The organism is Chryseobacterium sp. NFX27, assembly GCF_049887855.1.
Lineage (GTDB): Bacteria > Bacteroidota > Bacteroidia > Flavobacteriales > Weeksellaceae > Chryseobacterium.
Window position 1 is genome coordinate 150,443 of record NZ_JAGEKK010000007.1, and the last position, 20,620, is coordinate 171,062.

Annotated in this window: 18 protein-coding genes; 7 read left to right on the forward strand and 11 right to left on the reverse strand. The window is 38.5% G+C overall.

The window, feature by feature from the left end:
* Window positions 1-41: 41 nt before the first annotated feature.
* The 4 genes from J4Q03_RS09960 to J4Q03_RS09975 all read left to right on the forward strand — a co-directional run bounded on the left by J4Q03_RS09960 (window position 42) and on the right by J4Q03_RS09975 (window position 3,695).
* Window positions 42-1,412 (forward strand): exopolysaccharide biosynthesis polyprenyl glycosylphosphotransferase, encoded by a 1,371-nt coding sequence (locus tag J4Q03_RS09960; protein WP_426048037.1) that lies wholly within the window; start codon window positions 42-44, stop codon window positions 1,410-1,412.
* 117 nt (window positions 1,413-1,529) lie between these two features.
* Window positions 1,530-2,282 carry an MlaE family ABC transporter permease gene (locus J4Q03_RS09965; protein ID WP_111958471.1) on the forward strand — a complete coding sequence of 251 codons (753 nt, stop codon included), beginning with the start codon at window positions 1,530-1,532 and terminating at the stop codon, window positions 2,280-2,282.
* A complete protein-coding gene (locus tag J4Q03_RS09970; protein WP_116015028.1) occupies window positions 2,282-3,097 on the forward strand; it encodes an ABC transporter ATP-binding protein in 816 nt (271 codons plus the stop codon). Before J4Q03_RS09965 ends, J4Q03_RS09970 begins: the two co-directional genes overlap by 1 nt.
* Entirely contained in the window at window positions 3,081-3,695 is a 615-nt protein-coding gene (locus tag J4Q03_RS09975) for an outer membrane beta-barrel protein (protein ID WP_426048038.1), read from the forward strand. The genes J4Q03_RS09970 and J4Q03_RS09975 overlap by 17 nt, the downstream gene beginning before the upstream one ends.
* Before the next feature lie 35 nt (window positions 3,696-3,730).
* On the opposite strand, the gene J4Q03_RS09980 is transcribed toward J4Q03_RS09975, so the two are convergent.
* Complete coding sequence (locus J4Q03_RS09980) at window positions 3,731-4,039, reverse strand: hypothetical protein (protein WP_306841510.1); 309 nt, start codon at window positions 4,037-4,039, stop codon at window positions 3,731-3,733.
* A 93-nt stretch (window positions 4,040-4,132) separates the two neighbouring features.
* Complete coding sequence (locus J4Q03_RS09985; protein WP_426048039.1) at window positions 4,133-4,939, reverse strand: M48 family metallopeptidase; 807 nt, start codon at window positions 4,937-4,939, stop codon at window positions 4,133-4,135.
* A 109-nt stretch (window positions 4,940-5,048) separates the two neighbouring features.
* Here J4Q03_RS09985 and J4Q03_RS09990 point away from each other — a divergent pair, with 109 nt between their 5' ends.
* A complete protein-coding gene (locus J4Q03_RS09990; protein ID WP_426048040.1) occupies window positions 5,049-5,600 on the forward strand; it encodes a DUF4251 domain-containing protein in 552 nt (183 codons plus the stop codon).
* On the opposite strand, the gene meaB is transcribed toward J4Q03_RS09990, so the two are convergent.
* Window positions 5,597-6,580: a methylmalonyl Co-A mutase-associated GTPase MeaB gene (meaB, locus tag J4Q03_RS09995; RefSeq protein WP_426048041.1), complete on the reverse strand. Its 984-nt coding sequence runs from the start codon at window positions 6,578-6,580 to the stop codon at window positions 5,597-5,599. The two genes, J4Q03_RS09990 and meaB, sit on opposite strands and share 4 nt — an antisense overlap.
* A 141-nt stretch (window positions 6,581-6,721) precedes the next feature.
* Between meaB and J4Q03_RS10000 the strand changes: the two genes are divergently transcribed.
* Both J4Q03_RS10000 and J4Q03_RS10005 read left to right on the forward strand, forming a co-directional pair.
* Entirely contained in the window at window positions 6,722-7,012 is a 291-nt protein-coding gene (locus tag J4Q03_RS10000) for a c-type cytochrome (protein ID WP_426048042.1), read from the forward strand.
* Window positions 7,013-7,033: 21 nt separating this feature from the next.
* The gene (locus J4Q03_RS10005) at window positions 7,034-7,321 is read left to right on the forward strand and encodes a c-type cytochrome (RefSeq protein ID WP_426048043.1); all 288 of its coding nucleotides are present in this window, start codon (window positions 7,034-7,036) and stop codon (window positions 7,319-7,321) included.
* Between the two features lie 69 nt (window positions 7,322-7,390).
* On the opposite strand, the gene J4Q03_RS10010 is transcribed toward J4Q03_RS10005, so the two are convergent.
* The 8 genes from J4Q03_RS10010 to J4Q03_RS10045 all read right to left on the reverse strand — a co-directional run bounded on the left by J4Q03_RS10010 (window position 7,391) and on the right by J4Q03_RS10045 (window position 20,487).
* On the reverse strand, window positions 7,391-8,383 hold the full coding sequence (locus J4Q03_RS10010) for an enolase C-terminal domain-like protein (RefSeq protein ID WP_426048044.1): 993 nt from the start codon (window positions 8,381-8,383) through the stop codon (window positions 7,391-7,393).
* A gap of 59 nt (window positions 8,384-8,442) precedes the next feature.
* Window positions 8,443-11,031 (reverse strand): T9SS-dependent M36 family metallopeptidase, encoded by a 2,589-nt coding sequence (locus tag J4Q03_RS10015; RefSeq protein WP_426048045.1) that lies wholly within the window; start codon window positions 11,029-11,031, stop codon window positions 8,443-8,445.
* Window positions 11,032-11,435: 404 nt separating this feature from the next.
* On the reverse strand, window positions 11,436-12,119 hold the full coding sequence (gene prfH, locus J4Q03_RS10020) for a peptide chain release factor H (protein WP_426048046.1): 684 nt from the start codon (window positions 12,117-12,119) through the stop codon (window positions 11,436-11,438).
* A 4-nt stretch (window positions 12,120-12,123) separates the two neighbouring features.
* Entirely contained in the window at window positions 12,124-12,672 is a 549-nt protein-coding gene (locus J4Q03_RS10025) for a nucleotidyltransferase domain-containing protein (protein ID WP_426048047.1), read from the reverse strand.
* Between the two features lie 190 nt (window positions 12,673-12,862).
* Window positions 12,863-14,254: an RtcB family protein gene (locus J4Q03_RS10030; protein WP_426048048.1), complete on the reverse strand. Its 1,392-nt coding sequence runs from the start codon at window positions 14,252-14,254 to the stop codon at window positions 12,863-12,865.
* 465 nt (window positions 14,255-14,719) lie between these two features.
* A complete protein-coding gene (locus tag J4Q03_RS10035; RefSeq protein ID WP_426048049.1) occupies window positions 14,720-15,220 on the reverse strand; it encodes a hypothetical protein in 501 nt (166 codons plus the stop codon).
* Window positions 15,221-15,276: 56 nt separating this feature from the next.
* The gene (gene scpA / locus J4Q03_RS10040; RefSeq protein ID WP_426048050.1) at window positions 15,277-17,394 is read right to left on the reverse strand and encodes a methylmalonyl-CoA mutase; all 2,118 of its coding nucleotides are present in this window, start codon (window positions 17,392-17,394) and stop codon (window positions 15,277-15,279) included.
* A gap of 138 nt (window positions 17,395-17,532) precedes the next feature.
* Window positions 17,533-20,487 (reverse strand): reprolysin-like metallopeptidase, encoded by a 2,955-nt coding sequence (locus J4Q03_RS10045; RefSeq protein ID WP_426048051.1) that lies wholly within the window; start codon window positions 20,485-20,487, stop codon window positions 17,533-17,535.
* Window positions 20,488-20,620: the final 133 nt, after the last annotated feature.

Consider the following 20,620-nt stretch of genomic DNA (forward strand, 5'->3'; position numbering starts at 1 on the left):
TACGTACTTTAGCTCTTCGTATCCGTTATAAATACTGATAGATGCAGAGAATTCGATACTCTAGATACCTAAAATCGATTATTGTTTTGCTTGACCTTTTGGTTATTGCATCTATTTTCATATTCTTTTTCATAAGCAGGAACGAAAGTTTAAGATATCATGAGGAAACCTGGTACCAGAATATTTTTTCCCTTGTATTGCTTTTTTTGTTCTGGATGCTTCTAAGCGGCAGGACAAAAATTTATAATATTCAGAGAAACCTTACCTATACTTTGTTTCTGGAACGTCTCCTTATCCATTTTCTGTTTTTTATACTCGGCGTTCTGCTTATTGGGAAAGTAAGTAAAAATGTATTTTTCAATTCAGATATTTACTGGCTTTCCTTCTATCTTTTTTTCTTTATTTTTCTTTCGAAATCGACCATTTATTTTATCATAAAATATTTCCGGTCACTCGGGATCAATTATAGAAATGTCATGTTTTTGGGAGAAACAGGTTCTACAGAAATTTTGAAAAATATATTTCAGGACAGAAAAGATTACGGATATAGAATATTTGAGTACGAGAGTTCTGATATAAGCCCAAACGAACTTGTCCAGTTTTGGAAAAAAAACGGAATACACACACTATTCCTGTCTACAGAAAACCATTTTACCGAAAGTCTTGAAACCGAGATCTTCAAAATGGCTGAAGAAAATAAAGTTCATGTCTCATTAATTCCGAGCATTACACAGAGCGATTTTTTCCTGTATGATCTTGGATATATTCAGACACAGCCTGTTCTCAGCCAGGCAAAATACCCTTTGGATTATTATTCCAATTTTCTGGTTAAAAGGGTTTTTGATATCGCTTTTTCTATCATTATATTAATTTTAATAGGCTCCTGGCTGTTTCCGATTATTGCAGTTCTCATCAAAGTAACGTCTAAAGGACCTGTTTTTTTTGTTCAGAAAAGATATGGTTTCCATGAAGAAGTATTCTCCTGTCTCAAATTCAGAACCATGATCGTTAATGATGAATCTGCAACAAAAACTACGGAAAAAAATGATGCCCGGATCACAAAAATCGGAAAATTCCTTAGGGAAACCAGCCTTGATGAGCTTCCTCAGTTTATCAATGTACTGAAAGGAGAAATGTCTATTGTGGGGCCACGTCCGCATATGCTGGCTGTCGACAATTTTTATAAGCCTAAGATAGGAAGATACAGCTTAAGAAGCATGGTATCACCGGGTATCACAGGTCTTGCCCAGGTAAGCGGGCTGCGAGGAGATTATGGAGACGTGGAGGTAGAAATGAAAAAAAGGATTCTTGCAGACACATTTTACGTAAGAAACTGGAGTTTTATTTTGGATCTGATCATTATTTTAAAGACCGTTTTATTGGTGATCGGCGGCGACAAAAACGCAAAATAAGTTAAACAAAGGCGAAGACTAAAATTGAGGAATCATATTTGCTTCTAAGGTTAAATAGTCCTCAGGTGCCAACGGAGGTCTAGCCTTAATTAAATAAAAAAAGTCTAATTTAGCAGCATGTTAAAAAAGTTTTTTACAGCAATAGGAGAATACATTATCCTTCTGGGTAAATCCCTGCAGAAGCCCCAGAAAATGAGGGTTTTCTGGAAGCTGTTCATGAGAGAAATTAATGATCTTGGCGTCAATTCTTTTGGGCTTGTGATCTTCACTTCTATATTTGTGGGAGCCGTAGTGGCTATCCAGATGTTCAATAATTTTGATTCTTCCTCTTTTCCTATTCCACCATCATTCGTGGGTTATGCCACAAAAGCTGTTTTGGTACTGGAATTTTCACCGACCATTATCAGCCTTATCCTGGCAGGTAAAGTAGGATCATATATTGCATCAAGTATAGGAACCATGAGGGTTTCCGAACAGATCGACGCACTGGATATCATGGGGGTAAACTCTCCGAATTTCCTGATATTGCCAAAAATTTTCGCCTGTGTCATTTTCAATCCTTTGCTTATTGCCATCAGTATTGTATTCGGTATCGGCGGCGGTTATCTGGCAGGTATCCTGACAGGAAACTGGACAGAAAATGATTATATAGTAGGTATCCAGATGTATATGCCGAACTTATTTGTGTATTATGCGTTTGTAAAAACCACAGTATTTGCTTTTATTATTGCTACTGTCCCTTCTTATTTCGGATATAATGTAAAAGGAGGATCGCTGGAAGTAGGTAGAGCCAGTACACAGGCGGTAGTATGGACCATGGTATTCATTATCATTTCGGAATTAATTTTAACCCAATTAATATTAAGCTGATGATTGAGGTAAAAGATCTTAAGAAGAGTTTTGACGAGGTTGAAGTACTGAAGGGAATTTCAACTTCTTTTGACAAAGGAAAGGTAAACCTGATCATTGGGCAGAGTGGCTCCGGAAAAACTGTTTTCCTGAAAAGCTTACTGAATGTTTATCAGCCTTCATCGGGAGAAATCCTTTTTGACGGCAGAGATATCAACGTCATGACACGGGAAGAAAAGCAGCACCTGCGCTCAGAAATCGGAACCGTATTCCAGGGCAGTGCACTTTTTGACTCCCTTACGGTGGAAGAAAATATCATGTTTCCACTGGATATGTTTACCAATCTTACTTTCAGAGAGAAAAAGAAAAGAGTATTTGAGGTAATCGGCAGGGTGCATCTTGATAAGGCTGGCAGAAAATTCCCGTCTGAAATTTCCGGGGGAATGCAGAAACGTGTTGCCATTGCTAGAGCAATCGTGAACAACCCTAAATATCTGTTCTGTGATGAACCGAACTCCGGTCTTGACCCTTATACTTCCAATGTCATTGATGATCTCCTTCTTGAAATCACCAAAGAATATAATACGACAACCATTATCAATACGCACGATATGAATTCCGTGATGACGATTGGTGAGAAAATTGTATACCTGAGACTGGGGATCAAAGAATGGGAAGGAAACAAAGACGTTCTCATTACTGCGGGCAATAAAAATCTTATTGACTTCGTTTATTCTTCAGAACTGTTTAAAGAACTGAGAGAATATTTACTTGAAAATAATAAAACGATTGAAAATACAATCTCTAAAATAGATGATAATGAAAAAGGTACTTAGTATAGCGTTAATCGGGTTTTCAATGTTCGCTTCCGCACAGATTTCTCTGGCAGGAAAAGCCAACTTAATATTCCCGACAGGCTCTCCTTCCTGGAAAAACATTAAAGGAACGGTAAATGAAGCCATTGAGGGAACAGGAAAAAACAATGCAGGATTCAATGTGGGACTTTCTTTGAAGATAGGACTTCCGACTGCACTTTATGTAATGCCGGAATTATACTACACTCATTTCAAAAATGAATTCACTACAGAGAATACTACTTTTGATGTGAAAAGCAACCGTATTGATATGCCTGTTCTTTTAGGGTATAATCTTTTAGGTGATATGCTGGGTGTTTTTGTAGGACCGGTAGCCAGTTATAATTTAAGCAAGGACAATACCTACAACGATTTTAAAGAAAACGTTAAAAGTGATTTCACGGTAGGATACCAGTTCGGTGCACAGCTTGAAATTAAAAAGCTGATCATTAATGCACGTTATGAAGGAGCATTCAGCAAAGATGAAAGAAATTTCATCAATAAAGTTTCCGGATCGGAAATCAGGTATGACAACAGGCCTAATCTCTTTTTAGTAGGCGTAGGTTATAAGTTTAAATAATTTTTGAAAATAACACTATAAAAAACCCTCAAATATTAAATTTGGGGGTTTTGATTTTGTTGAAGTTCCGCTTCGCGTCTGGCAATATCTGCCGCCTGTTTTTCCAGATCTTCTTTTTCTTGCTGTAGCCTTTTGAATTCTCTTTTCTTCTCTTCAGCCTTTATTGCGCTTCCTTTGCTTACATACCCTACCATTCCGCCAATAATAAGACCAATTCCTACGCCGGCCATTACGCCCATCATATGTGAGATGGTAATTCCTCCTACCGTAAAATCAGTAGTCAGATAAAAAAGTAATGCTGATACGGCCAGCAGTATAAGCCCGGTAATTGATAAACTTTTCATAAATATTGTGTTTAGTGGTTTATATTGAAAAAGCCTTACCAAATTTAGTGAAAAATTAAATAAGGCTCTATACAAGATTAAATTCTGAAACAATTATATTTTCCCTCCGGCCGCTTTATAGTATTCTAAAGCCTTGGGAAGGTTTTTGTTGATATCTGAAATCCTTGTTTCCGGATTCGGGTGAGTTGACAGGAATTCAGGCTGTCTTGAGCCTGATGCTGCCCCTTCCATTCTGTTCCAGAAAGGGATTGCCTCTCTTGGGTCATAACCTGCCATAGACATCAGATACAGTCCCATCTGATCTGCCTCTGATTCCTGATTTCTACCGTATTTCAGAAGGGCTACCTGCGATCCGATAGGATATACTTTTTCGAAAATACCTGCCCATTGTGAGTTGGAAATGGTTCCACCCAGAATAGAACCTCCGTACTGTGCCACCATAGCCTGAGAAATTCTTTCATTACCATGTCCTGCTAAAGCGTGTGAAACTTCGTGTCCCATCACTACAGCCAGACCATTGTCATTTTTTGTTACAGGAAGAATCCCTGTATAAACAGCAACTTTTCCGCCTGGCATACACCATGCATTAAGCTCATTGCTTTGTATAAGATTGAATTCCCAGTTATAATTAGCAAGATCGGCAGACCGTCCTATGCTCTGATAATATCTTTCTGCTGCACTTTTTATTCTGCTTCCTACACTCCCTATTCTTTTTGCATCTGAAGTACCTGCAATAATCTTAGACTTAGACAATGTCGTTTTATATTCCTGAGCAGACATTGTTAATATTTCCGAATTATTGGCTATCTGTAATGAAGACCTGCCCGTAATTGGATTAGTAGTACATGCTACAGCCGACAAAGCAACGGCTCCTATTCCTAATAGATGTGTAAATTTCATAGTTGTTTGAGTGTTAATAATTGAACATTTACAATTTTTATTCCAAAATGATTCAGAAGGGATATATTTGCATACAATTTGCTATTTAAATTTAACAATTATTACGGTTATGAAAAAGTATATTTCACTTATATTTATTTTTGGACTTCTTTTTTTCTTTCAAAGCTGTTCCTCACAGGCTGTATTAGATTCCAAAACAGTTGATGCACTTGTAGATTCTCAGGAATTTACTTTTCATGCACAAAGAGCAAATCCTACTAACTATGATGTTATCAATGTTATGAATTCAATACCCAATTCTACATCAATGAGGATTTTAGAACTTAACGGAGACTATAGCATTATAATCAATAAAAACAATTTGGAGGTTATACTTCCTTATTTTGGAAGAGTATTTAATCCTACATTTGGAGATAGAGATAAAAACAGCTACCGCTTTACCTCCAAAGATTTCACTGTCAATAAGTCCCAGAATAAAAAAGGAAACTGGACTTTAAAAATTAGGCCTAATGATGCAAGAAATGTTGATGAGATTATTATAGAAGTTTTTAAAAGCGGTAAGGCGTTTGTTTCTATGAGGAGTAATGACAGACAGCCGATTACTTATGACGGCTATGTTTCTAAGAACGAGGAAACTCCAAAAGAAAAGGAGAAACTTTAGTCTTTAGATAAAAAATTTTCGACAAATAGTTTTGCTTCAGTACTGGGATTAGAAACCATTTCTGAAGCATTTTTTTTGTGCAGTACATAAGCTGCTTCTACAGAATCGCTTCTTTTCATCATAGCCAGGATATATTCCTGAACCCAATATTCAAAGCGTTTTTCTGCCTGCTGGGTGCGGACCTCGGTAAAGCGTGCGGTTTTCTTTTTCAGATCGATGAATTCATCGATCTTGGTGTATATTTCTCCCAAACCTTCATTGTAAAGGGCAGAACCTAACAATACCGGGATTTTCCAGCCTTTTTCTTTGGGAGGGATAAAATCCAGTGCTCGTTTCAGTTCCAGCCTTGTATTTTTTGCTTTTTGAAGATTATCCTTTTCTACTTTATTGATAAATATAAGATCCACCATTTCCATGATGCCCCGTTTAATCCCCTGAAGCTCGTCTCCTCCGCCAATGATTTTCAGGAATAAAAACACATCGGTGATATCGGCTACAAGCACCTCGGACTGTCCTACTCCAACTGTTTCAATCAAAATATAATCGTATCCTGCCGCTTCGCAGATCATCATGGTTTCAAAGGTGGTATTGGCAACTCCGCCAAGGAATCCGGAGCTCGGGGAAGGACGGATAAAGGCATTTTCTTCTTTCGCCAGTTCTTCCATTCGGGTTTTGTCGCCCAAAATACTTCCTTTATTAATGGAAGAGCTGGGGTCAATGGCTAGAACAGCAACTTTTTTACCGTTGGCAATAGCAAGCCTTCCGAAATTTTCAATGAATGTAGACTTTCCTGCACCGGGAACTCCGGTGATTCCTACTCTTATGGAATTTCCCGTGAAAGGCATTATTTTCTTCAGAAGCTCTTCTGCCTGGGTCCTGTGTTCGGCTTTTTTACTTTCTACTAATGTAATAGCTTTTGCGATCAGGCGTTTATTTCCTGACTGTATTCCTTCCATTAGTTCTTCTGTAGAAAATTTCATTGATTCAAAAATATAAAAATAACCTTCAAACTCCCATACAAACGGGCATTAATTTTATTTCTTCTAAATTAAAACTAAGGGTTGCTTCATTAACGGGAAGCTGAAATTCCTACATTTGTTACAAATCAAAATTCAAGAAACATGAAAAAAATATCCGCTGCTGCATTATTTACCTGCCTGTTACTGGCTTCCTGTACACCAAAAGCTTCTACAGCCGGACCTATAGGACCTGCCGTTTCTAGTGCGGAACAAATAGCTCAGGGAAAAACAATCTTTGAAAATGCGTGCGGAAGATGCCATAAACTCCCGGATCCCACAGCACATACGTCTGTGCAGTGGGTAGGAATCATGAACTCAATGGCTCCGAAAGCGAAACTGACTGACGAGCAGCATCAGTGGGTATACGATTATATTGTTTCTGTCAAAAAATAATCACTAAATCAGAATATGGGTATGAAAAAAGTAATCTTAAGTATGATCGCAGGTGCCGCCTTTATGGTATCATGCGGGCCTAAAAGCGTTGCTGTAACCGGTCCAAAATACACCGCATCTGAGCAGCTGGTCCAGGGAAAAACTATTTTTGAAAATTCCTGTTCCAAATGCCACAAACTTCCGGATCCGACTAAGCATGATGATCAGGGGTGGATTAAAACGCTAAGCAGAATGGCTCCAAAAGCGAAATTAAGTGATGATCAGCATCAGATGGTGTATGATTATCTGATTTCTGTGAATAAGAAGTAGGTTTGTGTTGGAGAGTTAAAGAGGTTTAGGGTTTGAGGGTTTAAAATATTTTTTTCCCTCATCTATTGCTTATTTTAACGTGATACCCAATCCGGGTTCTCCGGATAGGATTATTTTCCCGTTTTCAACAAAATTTCCAGAGGCATAGTCATTGGAAATAAGGTTTGCACCATCAAGGTCAGCAAAATCAGCAAGGCCTGCCAATATGCAACCAGCGGAGATTCCAACCGTGGATTCCGTCATACAGCCTATCATAATTTTATAACCCAGTTCTTTTGCTTTTCTGATCATTTCCAATGCCGGACTGAGTCCTCCGCATTTCATCAGTTTGATATTGACACTTTTATAATAAGGCAGAAGCTCTTCCAGGGAATTGAGGTCCTGGGAATCTTCGTCTGCCATCCAATTGGCAAAACCTTCTTTTCTTAAAGCTTTATACTGATCAATCGGCCGTGGCTGTTCCAGGTAAGAAAACTGGCCTATCTTTTCATTTTCCTGAAGCCAGAGACAGTCCTGATCTGTAAAACTGGCATTGGAATCTAAAGCGATATTGCGGTTCAGCCTCAGCAGCTTTTCGATATTGTCTGTATTCAGTCCTTTACATTTTACTTTGAATCTGTTCCAGCTGCTTTTTTCTATTTTCCTGATCTGATCTTCAATATCTGCTACTGAAATAGTAATGGAGCTTTCGGTTAAGTTCCCGGAAGGAATATAATTTAATTCGGTAAAGCTTTTGTTTTCAAGTTTTCCGAAAAGATCCCAATAGGCGCAATCTAAGGCAGACATTAAAAACGGATGCAGATCCAGCCTTGAAAGAAATCGGAAAAAGTCTTTGGGATGGGTGACATTCTGCTTCTCAATTAAAGACTGCAGCTCTTTCAATCTGAAAATAAAGTTTTTCAGATCAATATGATAGTAATCTATAGCAACACATTCACCATATCCTTTACAGTTTAAATAAGATAACTCTACCAGCAATGCTTCTCTTGTGTCATAATTCCCATAGGCGATTGAGAAAGTTTCTTTTAGCTGAAGTGTTTTAAGTTCAAAATTGAGTTTCATATATTAAAGCTACAAAAAAGGACCTTTACAGGCCCTTTATATTGATTAAACAGTATCGTTTATCTTACTATCAGTTTTTCAGTCTGAACTTTTTCACCCTGTTTGATGTGTACCATATAGACCGCTTTTGGGAATCCTTTGGTAGAAACCGCTTTTTTAGATTGGGAATCTCTGTTGTCAGAGAAGACTAATTTTCCAGACATATCAAACATTTTGATCTGAACATCTTTAGAAGAAGTCTCTAAATTCCCCACAAAGAATTCGTCATAAGTCGGGTTAGGGAATATAATAAATTTACGATCTGCTGTTTTAATCCCCCGGGCAGCTAAGGCTGAGTTACATTCCGCCGGAACACTAAAATCTTCTATCTGATCATTACCAACCGTTTTAGTGCCAGCAGATGCATGTACCCCTAATCCTCTTCTTGCAAAAGCACTCCATATCATACATTTATCTGCTCCTGCGTTCCCGACAGCATCTGCCTGGAGAATAGCATCTCGCCCGTCAATAAATGTTGGGCTGCATGGCTGCAGTTTAAGCCCATCAATAACAAGCTGAAGAGCTTTTGCATTTCCGGAGATGGTACTTGCCAGCACATCGCTGTTATAGCCATATTTCTCAATATACTTCCAGGTAAGATCCCATAGCATAGTTGCCCAGACAAACCCGATCGCATGAGTCTCTGTATTAATATTTGTTCTTCCATAGGTATAATCATTAACTGAAAAATCCGGAGAGTATTTTGCAAGCCTATTGCCTCCTCCTGTGGTAGGCTGGTTCTTAAGATATGTTGAATTCCCTCTGGGCAGCGAAGAGCTATCTCCAGGTCTTGCTGTAGTCATCAGTGCAAAATAATCTGACCATCCTTCTCCCATCTGTTCTATACTATTGCTAGAGGAAAGACAGCTATATCCTTGTCCTGTCAGGCGATTTGACACACCATGTCCATACTCATGAGCAATCGTACCGTTATTGAAGCAGGCATTCCTGAAACCGTTATAATCAAAATTCAGAGTTGCATTAATAGTATTGCCGTTACCAAGCTCACCAACAAGGAACAAACCTTCTGTCTTTCCAATATTGATGGCAGGAATAGTGATCTGATCTCCATAATCCCCTGTGGACATAGCTGAAGGTGTATCGGAACTAGGCCTATACATAATTACACCAACAGCTCCCGCCTTTTGAGCGTTCAGCACTTTAAGACTGGAATCACAAGAAGCTGTAGTAATCCCTTTAACCAAGGCAATTTTATTGGTAAGGCTTCCAAGAGTAGGAACTGTACATGCATCAGCAGGTACAGGAACAGCAAGGTCTCCCGTCACCGGCGGACCGTAGAGGGAACCAAATGAAGCTCCTTCAGTTTGTACTTTTGGCCTGTTTACAATGGAAGCAGGAGAATTATATTGATATCTTACAATTGGATCTGCATCCGTTTGTTCTCTTTTATAAAGATACATCTGCATTCTAGGAGCCCGCACCTGAGCCTGCCCATTAACAATCTTTTCATAACCGGAACTAAAATTAGCATTATTCAGACCGCCTCCGTCAAAAGCTTCTGCATTTACCGCATCACCTTCTATTCCCCCCTTACCGAAGTTATTGGTTTGAAAGTTTCTTGCTGATTCTGTAAAGCCAAATTTATAGAAGATATCATGTAGTTTATTATTCATGTAGAATAAATTCGTGATGGCGGCCTCTTTATAGGTAAAAGGATTATCATATCTCCCATCGGCAAAAGGAAAATCGAAGGTACGGGAACTTCCACCATCCGGAGAATATCCCGGTGCATTGGTATCACTCTGATCGGAATAGGCGTAAACGTTATTTCCCCTTGTTATGGTATAGCTGTTTGTTCCATTGGAATGCCAGCCTTCAGGAGAGGCTACCAGATCCCAAGGGTTACTGATGATAGAACGAGGTCCAAATGTAGGAGCTTCTACCGGTAATGGAAACACATGATAAGATGCATTGTCCGGTGCTAATTTCCCGAGTGTATTTATCTTTTCCTCTTTTTCACTAGACGTATATGCCATGTGGGACATCGCCGGTTCTTGAGAACGTTTATCGTCGTGACCATTATCCTCAAAACTACAGCTGACTGTCATATTATCTTTAGTGAGTATTTCACCGGTGACTGCGTCTGCTATTACATGCCAAACATCAGGAGAGTTTTTGTCAGAAATAAATAATTCTTTTGAAAGCACGTAGGCTCCATTATTCTCAAAATAGACATCAGACGAGTAACTTATTTCAGTAATATCTTTCAGGCCGAGATTACTCCTGATAAGATCTTCCGAAAATTTTGCAGTGACATTTTTATGGTCGTCAACAACAATATTCCTTTTAAATTCATTTTTCTCAGAAATAATCTTATTTCCCCGAATAATAACTTTTCCTAAAGCATCGTAAACTCTGAGACCCTTATAGGTTTGCTGAACATCTACAATGCTGGCCCTCAAACTTTTGGAAATATTTTCATTTAAGATAATAAATCCTGATTTATTTTCAGCAGTATTTTTTTGCGCTATTTGGCCGTTCTTGTTATAATATTCCTGAATAAATTCTTTGGAACTTTGTGCACAAACATTTTCAAAAGCAAAAAACACAGCGACAGAAAACGGTAATAAATAATTTTTCTTTTTCATTTATAATTTTCTTTAAATTCATAGTAAATATATAAACTACTAAAAACTAAATAATTATGAAAATTATTAAACTTAAAAAAGCCCCTAAATATTTTATTTCACCCCTATTCTGATTATTTTTATTTATCTATTTTAAATTTTCGTTTCATAAATTACACTTAACGAAGAGATATTTTTTCATCAATCTTTCTCAAAACAATATTTTTCATCAAAAAAAGGAGACTTATTGGTCCCCTTTTTCTTTCAAACTCATGTAAATTTTTAATATTAATGAATCTTCCGGTCTTCAAGAGCTCGCTGATACTCCCATAAACCTTATTGCTGTATATTTTTCCAAACAAACAAAGACTGTCTGCAATTATCCAGTGCTTCAAAATAATATTTACTTTTAGTTAAGGTCATTTTTATCGTTTTTTTAATTCTTTTTTCAGGACATTTCTCTGTTTCTTAAATGATTTATCCTGATAGTTCTTTTTAAAGTCTGTTCCGGAAAATGTACGGACCGGATTTCCTCTCTGCACCTGCAGATGATTGTTCCAGGTATCCTGCATTCTCTTTTCAAGCTGTCTGATATACAATCCGGTTACTTTTTCTTTCAGCCGCATAATAGCCAGCTTTTTATTCTCCAGCTGTGACCGGGAATCCTGTGCAAATACACTTTCTCCGGTTGGCAAATGAGTGGCACGGACAGCTGTATTTACTTTATTCACATTTTGTCCGCCGCTTCCCTGGCTTCTTGTAGTCTGGAACTGAATATCTTTTTCATTGAAATTGATTTTCTCCAGGCCTTCCAGCTCGAAAACACCAATAAACCAGTTGCTCCTTTTATGAAGCTTCCTGAACGTACTTTTTCCTGTCCAGCATATGCTTCCTAACCATGTTTTTAAAAATATATTCAGTTCTTTTGCTTTTAAAAGGATGGTTACAGATTTCAAAGTCAGATTTTCATCTCCGTTTTCGCGGTGAATGATTTCATACTCTATTGTATTGTTTTTAATTTCCTCAAGGAAAACCTTCAGAACTTTGGCAGTTACCCACTGGCATTCTAAAGGTCCTCTTCCTGAGGTTATCTGTATAAGTTTTTCCATTTAACTATACTTTAGGGATTTCACTTAATTTCGGATGACCAACAGGATCAATTCCTTTGTTCAATAATTCTTTAGCAGCCATTACAGCCCAGCATTTATCGCTGGAATGAATGTTTCTGTAAAAAGTCAGTAAAAGTTCAGGTTTCACTACTGTAAAACCATTGATCTCAATAGTTTCCAGATCATTCCTTTCAAAGAAATCTATGGTAATTCTGTGAGATTTACCATTTTCCAGTTCTGCTGTTTTCTCATACCTGCGGAAGTTTTCTGTACTCTGAAGATGATCATACCGGGTCCATACTTTCTGAAAACCTTCCTGCTGAAGAATCATTACCGCTTCTGCTGCATTTTCTTTTGTTACAAAAACATCAATATCCTTGTGGTCGTGTGCATGTTTGTATTCCGTATGTCCTGTTTCTGACATGAAATGCCAGGCCCAGCCTCCTGATATGATGACTTTATGCTTTAACTTATTCAAAATTTCAAGTCCGTACAGGATTCTGAATTCCGGCCAGACTTCTCCGTATCTTTTTATGTTATGAGGTGCTCCCATTTTTTGTTTTTTGTTGAGAGTTGATGGTTTATAATTGACAGTACAATTTTTTTGATCTGCCAACTATAAACACCAACCTTATTATTATTTTTTTTAAACCTTATAGGTTTTCAAAACCTATAAGGTTGGAATATTGCAGGTTTATAACTAATAGTAAAATTCTCTCAACTGATAACTATAAACCAACAACTTACTTATCCATTCTCACAATTCGCGGTTGAAATGTTCCGAGGATATCTACCAATTCGCTCTGTGCATTCATTACTTCGTGAATATCTTTATAAGCCATTGGCGCTTCTTCTGTATTCCCGCCCATCAGAGTGACTTTCTTCAGCGTCAGTTCTTTTTTGATGTCATTCTGAGTAAAAAGACTTCTGCACTCTCCTCTCGAATGGGCTCTTCCGGCTCCGTGTGATGCTGAGTTCAAAGAATCAGGATTTCCTTTTCCACGGACGATAAAACCTTTTGCCGTCATGGATCCGGGAATCATCCCCAGTTCATCTACGTTGGCAGGTGTTGCACCTTTTCTGTGAACAATCACCTCTTTTCCGTTATGAACTTCTTTCCATGCAAAATTGTGATGGTTCTCAATTCTTGCTTTTACTCTTCCGCCAACAGCTTTTATCAATCTTCTGTGGATATCGTCGTGGCAGGCAGAAGCGTAATCTCCGGCAAGATTCATTGCCGTCCAGTATTCCAGACCGAGATGGGTATTCAGATCCAGCCAGGCAAACTGCTGAGCTTCTTTCGGCAGCGGACACTGATCTGCAGCAACTCTTGAGTAGTATTGTGCAATCTCTGCTCCTAGGCCTCTGGAACCGCTGTGAGATAAAATTCCCAGATATTTTCCTTTCGGAAGACCAATCTGGTCATCTTCTTCCGTGATCTCCACTTCTCCGAATTCCACAAAATGATTTCCTCCGCCTGAAGAACCCATCTGTTTAACAGCTTTTCCTTTTAATCTCCTCAAAACCGGGATCATATCAAAAGTATCCCGCTCAAAGATTTCATGATCAATATGAGATTTATGGGTTTCGTACATCCCGAATTTGGTGTGTTCGCCAAGAGCTTTTTCATATTTATCCTTTGCTCCGTCAAGATATGAAACGGGTATATCCAAAATACTGAGGCTCATTCTGCAGCCGATATCCATCCCTACTCCATAGGGAATAACCGCGTTTTCTACAGCCAGAACACCACCTATCGGAAGCCCGTAACCGCTGTGTGCGTCGGGCATTAAAGCTCCCTGAGTTGAAATAGGCAGTTTTAAAGCCGTATACAGCTGGTTTTTTGCTTCTTCGGAGATATTGTTTCCAAAGATCTGAAAGGACGCACGCTGTGTATTGAGCATTCTTTTTTCTGTTTTTCTGGATGAAAGCAGTGATTCTGCGATCTGCCCGAAAGTCAGGTCTTTTTCAAAGCCTTCCGGATTAAGGAGGATTTCTTTCAAAATAGATTTTACATGGTGAATATTCTTCGTTGCAAAATTTCTTTTCATGACCTCCAAAGCCACATTAACGCTTTGATTATTCGGATACCCGAGTTTTAATATATCTTTTCCTTTTAGTTTTAAATTTCCCATTGTTTTATTTTTAAGACATAAGATGCCAGACACAAGATTCAAGATTTTGATCTGTGTATGTTCTTTTTTATCAACTAAAATATTAGTTGAATCATTTGTAATGATGAAGAATACATTTGAATCCTAAAAGGTTCAATGATTATGTTCTTCCCTATATTGAAAAAAGATTTCGGGGAAACTGGAGTTTTAAATATTGCGCAATAAAAAACCCGAAATCTTTACGACTCCGGGTTTTGATATTTCGTTGTACTATTATTCTAAGAGTATACCAAACCACGAAGCCTTACCACCATAAGCGGTACTCCAGCTGAAGAATTTTGATTCGTTTTGAACATTGCTTCGTTGTTTTTTAATAGGTTAAACTTGATTTTCAGGTGCAAATATATTAATTTTTCTGAATATTCAAATTTTTAAACAAAAAAAACCTGAATAATTTTATATTCAGGCTTTGCTTTATTGGGGAGATTAATCTTTTGATCCTAAGCTGTCCATCTCGTCGTCCATTCCCTTAACTTCATTGGAATGATAGACTCTTTCTGATCCAAGAAAATAAATATTATGCCTTGCTTTGGCGATGATTCCGTTATATTCCTGTTCCGACATTCCTTCAGGAATACTGTCCCGGGCTTCTGACGGTTTGCGATAAACTTCGAGTGCGCCGTGTTCATTTAGAACTGTTTTGGCCACTTTAGCCTGCTGCAGGTCATCTGCATACACAATAACATTGCTTCTGCCAATACTGTGTTTGCGGTAAGCATCAAGCATTTCTGCATCGTGGGCAAAAACGTATTCAAAAAAACTTTTTGTTTGTTCATCCTCCTGATAATGATCAGTCGACAATCCGCTTTCTACTCTAGATTTTGAAACAATAATATTTGCTTCATCAAAACCTTTTTCTTTTAAATTCTTTTTAATTTCCTCTGTATCTACAGTCACCGGAAATACTGAAACTACTGTATAAGCCATAATGAAATTTTTCACTTAAACTATACAAAAGCTATGCAGTAATTCTATAAAAAATGTTAATTTAAAAATTTATCTAAGATTTCTACTGCACATTTCGGAAGATTGGTTCCCGGGCCAAAGATAAAATCGGCTCCGTTGGCATACAGGAATTCGTAATCCTGCTGGGGGATAACTCCTCCTACCACAATGGTAACATCATCTGCCCCCAGTTTTTTAAGCTCTTCCACCACCTGTGGAACGAGGGTTTTGTGCCCGGCTGCCAAAGAGGAAACTCCAAGGATGTGTATATCATTTTCTACGGCCTGCTTTGCTACTTCCTCAGGAGTCTGGAACAATGGGGCCACATCCACATCAAATCCCATATCAGCGAATGCGGTAGCGACTACCTTTGCTCCTCTGTCGTGACCGTCCTGTCCCATTTTAGCAACCATCAGTCTTGGGCGGCGGCCTTCTTCCTCTTCAAATTTCTGAGTCAGTTGAAGAGCTTTTTCAAAATATTCGTTTTTCCCTGCATTCATAGCATATACTCCAGAGATTGTTCTGATATTGGCTTTATATCTTCCGAAAGTTTCTTCCATGGCGTCACTCATTTCACCAAGGGTCACTCTTCTTCTTGCTGCTTCTATACATAATGCCAGAAGATTTCCTTTTCCTGTCTTTGCGCTTTCACGGATATCATTCAGGATTTCTGTAACGGCTTCAGGGTTTCTTTCTGTTTTTATTTTTTCGAGTCTTTCAATCTGCTTTCTGCGGACCTCAGTATTATCAATATCCAGAATTTCTATCCCGTCCTGTTTTAAGGATGTTCTGAATGAATTTACTCCAATGATAAATTCTTCACCACTGTCGATTTTAGCCTGTTTTTTAGCGGCTGCTTCTTCAATCCTCATTTTTGGGATTCCGGCTTCAATGGCTTTTGTCATTCCTCCTTCCTGCTCTACCTCATCGATGTATTTCATTGCTTCTTCAATCATCTGCTGGGTAAGGCTCTCCACAAGATTGCTTCCACCCATAGGATCTACAACATCACAGATACCGCTTTCCTGCTGAAGGATAATCTGTGTATTTCTTGCAATTTTCGCTGAATAATCTGTAGGAAGGGCAATGGCCTCATCCAGTGCGTTGGTATGCAGCGACTGGGTTCCGCCTAAAGCTGAAGAAAGGGCTTCAATGGCGGTTCTTGTAATATTATTAAAAGGTTCCTGCTCTGTAAGCGACCAACCGGAAGTCTGTGAATGGGTTCTTAATGCTAAGGATTTTACGTTTTGTGGATTGAACTGTTTTAAAAGGGTAGCCCAGATATATCTTGCAGCACGCATTTTTGCAATTTCCATGAAGTGATTCATTCCTATTGCCCAGAAAAATGAAAGTCTCGGGGCAAAATCATCTACATTCATTCCGGCTTTAATCCCTGTTCTTACATATTCCAGACCATCTGCCAGCGTGTAAGCCATTTCCAGTACCGGAGTGGCACCCGCTTCCTGCATGTGGTATCCTGAAATGGAAATAGAGTTGAATTTTGGAATATTCTGAGCAGTATATTCAAAAATATCTGCAATGATCTTCATGGAAGGTGCCGGCGGATAGATGTACGTATTTCTTACCATGAATTCTTTCAGAATATCGTTCTGAATGGTTCCTGAAAGTAATTCCTGCTTCACACCCTGTTCTTCGGCAGCCACAATATAGAAAGACAAAATAGGAAGTACAGCTCCGTTCATCGTCATGGATACCGAGATCTGATCTAATGGAATTTCGTTGAAAAGAATCTTCATATCTTCCACAGAATCGATCGCTACTCCGGCTTTTCCAACATCTCCAACGACTCTTGAATGATCGGAATCATATCCTCTGTGTGTTGCCAGATCAAAAGCAACGGATAGTCCCTTCTGTCCTGCTGCAAGGTTTCGTCTGTAAAACGCATTGGATTCTTCTGCGGTAGAGAAACCTGCATACTGTCTTACCGTCCAGGGTTTTTGTACGTACATAGTGGAATACGGGCCTCTGAGATAGGGTGCAGTTCCCGGAGAAGTCTGTGTTAAAGATTTATTTTTAACATCTTCTGAGGTGTAAGATGATTTTAACTCTAATCCGTCTTTTTCAAAATTATAGATCTCTCTTTGCTGAGGCTCTATATTAAAATCCGGAGTTTTCACAGAAATTGTCTTTCGCATTCCAATAATTTTTGTCTGCGTAAAGTTAATTTTTTTGAACGAAACATGAAACTTATGTTAACGTACAGTTGATGTGATTTTTAAGCTATAAAAAAGGCCGGACAAATGCCCGGCCTCAGTTATGGATATACTTACTTATTATTTTTTGATAAGTTTAGTATTGTACGTGTTTTTGTCATCTTTAAGAGTGATCACATACATTCCTTTGGTCAGTGATGCAACATTAATTCTGTTGTTACCATCAGTCTGGCCTTGCTGAACTAATCTTCCGTCTGCACTGAAAATGCTGTAATCTGCTTGCCCTTTCAGGTTCTTAACTTCCACGAAAGTATCTGCAGGGTTTGGATAAATAGAAACTTCTGAACTTTTTGGATTGTTCACATCATTTACCGCTAATCCACTAGTAATTTTCACTGAAAGATCCATTACACTTCCTGCCTGGTTGGTATTTCCACAAGCATTGGCCAAGGCTCCGTTGAAATTTCCGGCCACTCTCATTCTCAATAATTTATCACCACTGTAAGCTGTTGTCGGAACAGTGAAACTTGCTGTTTCTATTCTTGTTCCAGCTACAGAATTGGAGGTCATTACTTTTTCAGTGGCTTCAAAAATACCATTTCTGTTGTAGTCGATCCAGGCATTTACAGTAAACGGATACTGACCATAACCGGAAGAACTTCCTGCCAATACGGAAATAGTGTATTGAGTTCCTTTTGTAAGGTTGACAACTTGTGCTGCATTTTCACTTACATCTTTGTATGATCTGAAAGTTCCGTCTTGATAGTTAACATTGGAAAGCTGAACACGGGCAATAGTTCCCAACTGGTTGATACCTGTGTTTAGTAAACAGTAATCTATTCCTGTTTTTAATCCTTTTGTTTTGAAGGTATAATTCGTTGAGAAAGCGCCAGGAACGCTGTTTACTACAGCCGCCACCTGTACTTCAAAGTTTGTTTCATCTTCCAAGCCTGTCAAAGCTACAGAATTCACTGTACTTGTTGTATTGGACCAGTTTGTAGTTCCTGCTTTTCTATAATTTACAGAATAAGTAGCTGCTCCCGGTACGCTGTTCCAGGATACTCTTGCCGTAGTTTTGAATACCTCAGAATCTATTGCGGAAACTCCTGTTGGCGCAGCTGAAGTTGATGTCGGCGCTGCCCCCACAGTTATTGCCGGAGATACCGCATAAAATATATTACCCAATGCAGATATTCTTAATTTAACAGCTCCTGTTAAACTTGCAGGCATCTGAACTATATAGCTCCCACTATTTGGTACTGAAGCTGCCAGATCGGTCCATGTAACGCCGTTATCAGCGGTATAATCTATTTTTACATTCGCTACATTATAAGGAGCAGCTGTTGTATTGGCTGGATCCCATTGAATGGTGTTTGATGCATTATTATACAAGACTGAAGCAGTGGTAAGCCCATTAAATTTAAATGGTCCATCGTTTCCTACCGTTACTGTAGTTTCCAAAGAAGAAACCATTGGTCTTACAGGGTTTGCATCCCTCAATGTTACAGCGTATTTTAATATTCTTGGAATATAAGACACGGTTTCCCAATTTGCCTTATCAGTAAGTTTTCCGTCCATTACTGTAGTAAAACTTGGGAAATATCTTCTTCCTCCTACTGTTCCGAAATATGATCTTGCAATACTTCCTTCGGTGTTGTATCCCCAACCGCTGTCTCCGGAAATGGTGTTGCTTGCTCCCACACTGTCATATTGCTCCCACGTGTAGGTAAACGGATCGCTCTGTGCATCTGTTGCGGATGCATCAAGATAGTAAGCTGTTCCTTTGGGAATAGTTCTTGGCGTAAGAGGTGAAATAACAGGTGCAGTATTGGTTGTAATATTTTCTGAAACCCCACAAGTGGTCTTAGCATCCAGAGTATTAAGAATCTGATTGATTGATGAATAATGGAAGTAAGCATCGGAATTAAGCTGTACATTATCTCCTGTAATTCCCGCATATGCCATGATGGTAGTTCCCCCGCCCGGTTCTATATTGACTCCTGAATTTTCAGATGAATGGGAGAATGTGTGGTTTCCACCAAGCTGGTGTCCCATTTCGTGAGCTACATAGTCAATGTCAAACAAATCTCCTGTTGGATTTGTGTTTTGTGTAAAAGCTGAACCTTTTGCCAAAGAATTATTATTTGCCGGATTGGTACAAATAATACCTATCCCTCCAGCATTTCCATTTCCTCCTGCAGCATTAAATACATGTCCGATATCATAGTTAGTGTTCCCAACTACAGATGTTAGTGTTTGCTGCAATTGTAAATTTAAATTCCCAGTATATGGGTCTGTAGCTGCATCCGTATAAATGATAGCCGGAAGATCCTGAATTATTAATTGTATTCCAAAATCTTTTTCAAAAACCCCGTTTACACGAGTCATTGTATTATTCATTCTGATAACTGCGTTTGGAACAGTTCCACCAGCCACCTGAGTATATTCCCCGGTTACAGATAATGCCAGCCTATATGTTCTGTATTTTGTAATTGCTGGCCTGTTTGTAATTCCTACATTAGAAAGGTTTTTTTTTCCGTTAGCTTCCAGTAATTTGATATCTTTAATATCTTTTTCTTCCGTAGTACATTCGAATCCATTATCACTTGCCGTTCTTTTTGTCTTATAGAACACTCCATAAGTCTGTTTGTCTGTAGTGATAGGCTCAATGAACTGGAATTTGCCATCCTTGATAATCATAGACTGCATTTCTGTGGGAGCAGTACTGAATCTCACATATTTGGAAGGGTCATCAACCCCTACCCCTACGTATGATCCCAGCTGGTATCTTTCCGCCATAGATTTTTCCATCACAGGATTGCTGTATACTGCAAACTTCTCAATTTTTCCTTCAGCCGTAGGAAGAGAAACAATAACCGGCTTTGCATCCTTACCTGTTTCTACTGCATCTTTTAGAATGTTTCTAAGCGAAGCAAGATCTACTTTGTAAGAGTATTGAACTTCAACTTCTTTTCTTATTTCAGAAGTTTTTTGTGTGGCAGGCACCCACCTCTGTGCATTTAAGCTGGCTAAACTACCCGCCAATGCACAAACTAGTAAAATTCTTTTTTTCATAATGATCTATAATAATAGAATTAATAAATTTTAAATATCCAAAGCAAAAATAACAATTTACCGCATAACAGCCTTAAAAAAATGGCTAATTTTAATTAAATCAGCCATTTTTTTATTTTTTTACTAATAACGG